We start from the raw sequence: 3,072 nt of genomic DNA on the forward strand, positions 1-3,072 counted from the left end.
TAATGGCTTACCTGATTTAGCAACGCCTTCAAGCGTTGTTAATAATTCACGAATGTTCGATACTTTTTTATCTACTAATAAGATGAATGGGTTTTCAAGTTCAACCGTGCCATTTTCTTGCTTGTTGATGAAGTATGGAGATAAATAACCACGATCGAATTGCATGCCTTCAACAACATCTAATTCGTCAGTTAATGCTTGACCTTCTTCAACAGTAATTACGCCTTCAGCGCCTACTTTGTCCATTGCTGTCGCTATGATTTGACCAACAGTTTCGTCTGAGTTTGCAGAGATAGTACCTACTTGCTCAATTGCTTTGTTATCAGTAACTATGATAGCTAATACGTTGCATTTATTTTAAGTGATTGATTTTGTTATTTTAACAAGTGACAAATAAATGGCAGCAACTTTGAGCTATCAATAACAAATACGAATAACTGATTGAAAAATAATAACTATGGAAAATAGTTAAACGGGCTGGGTATGGATAATTCATTTAAAACAAATGTAAGCAGTAACGTCTTAGATACGCATAATCTGGACTCTTTGCGTAAACGTGCGCAAGGCAATGATGAAACGGCATTGAAAGAAGTCGCAAAGCAATTTGAATCTTTGTTTACCAATATGTTGATGAAAAGTATGCGCGAAGCAAATGCCGCGTTTGAAACCGACAGTCCAATGAATAATAACTACACCCAGTTTTATCGCGATATGCAAGATAAGCAGATGGCTGCGGATATGAGCCAATCTGGCAGCATGGGGTTAGCAGATGTGATTGTTAAGCAGTTATCGAATAATAGCGGCAATTATATGCCAGCCTCGTCACTGCAAGGCGATAGTAATCCATTACAGAACTTGCAAGGCGCGAAGCCATCTACTGCTATAGACAAAGCATTAGTGGAAGAAGCTGGCGCCACAAAGGCGGCTGTTGACGAAGGCGGCAAGCCAGTAGCTGACGCCGCGCAAGCATTACCAACCCCAGCCCCTAAAATGCAATTCAATAGCCCTGAAGAATTTGTTGCTTCATTAGCACCTTTTGCTGACTCTGTGGGGAAACGTTTGAATGTTTCTCCGGATGTATTACTTGCTCAAGCGGCCTTAGAAACCGGCTGGGGTAAGAAAGTATCAACAGATAACAAAGGTGATAGCTCGCATAACTTATTCAATATTAAAGCCGATAAACGTTGGCAAGGACCGACTGCAAGTGTAGATACACTTGAGTTTACTGACGGTGTTGCCAAACGTGAAAATCATCAATTTAGGAGCTATGAAGACTTCCAATCTAGCTTTAATGATTTTGCTAACTTCTTGCAATCGGGAGATCGTTATAGTGATGCATTACGCAATTCTGCAGATTCGGCACAGTTCTTGAATGGTTTACAGCAAGCGGGTTATGCCACGGACCCTAACTATGCAGCGAAAATTCAGAATGTGATGAAACATGATGCATTTAAATAACGTTGTTTAGTGGGTTGCTAGCAAACTATAAATAAAGAATAAGTGAAGATAATCTTATTTTGGAGTGATTTTCTGATGGTTGGGGTCGTAATCTGATGACTAGTTTATTACAAATAGGCACGTCTGGTGTTTTAGGGCATCAGCAAACGCTCAATACCACAGGTAACAACATCTCGAATGTTAATACCGATGGGTATAGCCGTCAGCGCACTCAGCATAATTCGCAAACTGATAATATGGGGCTTGCTCGTTCTGTTACCGGCCGAGAGGTTAACAAGTTTGCGCAAGCTGAGTTATTAATTGATACCAGTGCGTTCAGTAACCAGGAAAAATTTCGGGATGAAATTACCCGAACCGATCAAATATTATCTGATAAATCAAACAACATGGGTACCGGTGTTTCGGAATTATTTGAATCATTTCATACCGCGAATGATGACCCAACGTCAATATCAAACCGTCAATTAGCAATCACTGATGCGCAAACACTATCAATAAGCTTTCGTAATGTTGGTAAGCAATTAAGTAACCAAATCAAAACCGCAAACAGTGAAATCGCGGAAAAACCGGCATTGTTAAATTCATTAATTCAAGAAATACACGGTTTTAATAAACAAGTCATTACCGCTGAACACACCCCTAAAGGCGCACCCGGTACGTTACTTGATCAGCGTGATGTTGCAATTGAAGCGTTAGCAAAGGAACTTGATATATCAACGATTGTAAATGATAACAAAGGTATATCAATTAACTTATTGAATGGCCAACCATTAGTCATGCAAAATAGTGTGAGTCAATTTCAGGCTGTCGGAAGTGATCCAGATCCAAGCAACGTAGAGCTGGAATTAAAAATAGATAACAACACTTTGAATTTGCAACATGTCGATTTAGGTGGGCGTGCTGGTGCATTAATAGAGTTTCGTGATGGCACTATCTATACATCACTGCGTGAAATCGGTCAGTTAAGTATTGGCGTTGCCGATGCGGTTAATACCCAAAATAAAATGGGTTTAGATCTAAACGGTGAAATTGGTAAAAATATCTATACCATTCCACCAACCCAAGCAAAAAGCTATGCGGCTAACTCTAACCCTGCTCATATTATCAGTTCTCAAATCATTTCAGGTAAAGGCAGTTCGTTGACCACAAGTCAATATCAAGTATCGATGACAAGTCCGCTCACATTTGATGTTTATGAAGTAAAAAACGGCGAACGTAGCGCGGATCCATTAACGGTTAACGGTACTTACCCTGGACCTGTTGAAATCGCTGAACATGGTTTTGAAATTGATTTTTCAGCCGCAGCTGGAGGCTTTAAAAGCGGTGATAAATTCTTACTAAGCCCGACACTGTTTAATCTTGATGATTATGAAGTCATTAATTCTCAGCCCGAAGATATCGCTTTGGCCTCTATTTTACAAGCGAAAAGTGGCCTGACAAATACCACGATGAGCCGTCTCTCAGTCACTGAAATATCGGATTCAAGTTTATCCTTTGCCAATAATGATTTAAATATAACAGCGCCGCAGCAACTCATTGTAAATAGTAGTGGCGACTTTGATATTCATGATGGTAATGGGACTTACATGGCGACAAGTTCTGGCACGCTAAGTG

At 40.0% G+C, this 3,072-nt stretch carries 2 protein-coding genes and 1 pseudogene; 2 read left to right on the forward strand and 1 reads right to left on the reverse strand.

What is annotated here, in order from left to right; all coding sequences use genetic code 11:
- A pseudogene (gene groEL, locus QNK26_RS15220) lies at window positions 1–324 on the reverse strand (chaperonin GroEL); the annotation flags it as partial.
- 159 nt (window positions 325–483) lie between these two features.
- On the opposite strand from groEL, the gene flgJ reads away from it, so the two are divergent.
- Both flgJ and QNK26_RS15230 read left to right on the forward strand, forming a co-directional pair.
- The gene (flgJ, locus tag QNK26_RS15225; RefSeq protein ID WP_319224617.1) at window positions 484–1,458 is read left to right on the forward strand and encodes a flagellar assembly peptidoglycan hydrolase FlgJ; all 975 of its coding nucleotides are present in this window, start codon (window positions 484–486) and stop codon (window positions 1,456–1,458) included.
- A gap of 95 nt (window positions 1,459–1,553) precedes the next feature.
- Window positions 1,554–3,072: FlgK family flagellar hook-associated protein (locus QNK26_RS15230; protein WP_319224620.1), on the forward strand; the 1,519-nt coding region annotated here is incomplete at its 3' end.

The sequence above is a fragment of the Moritella sp. genome, from assembly GCF_033791185.1.
Lineage (GTDB): Bacteria > Pseudomonadota > Gammaproteobacteria > Enterobacterales > Moritellaceae > Moritella.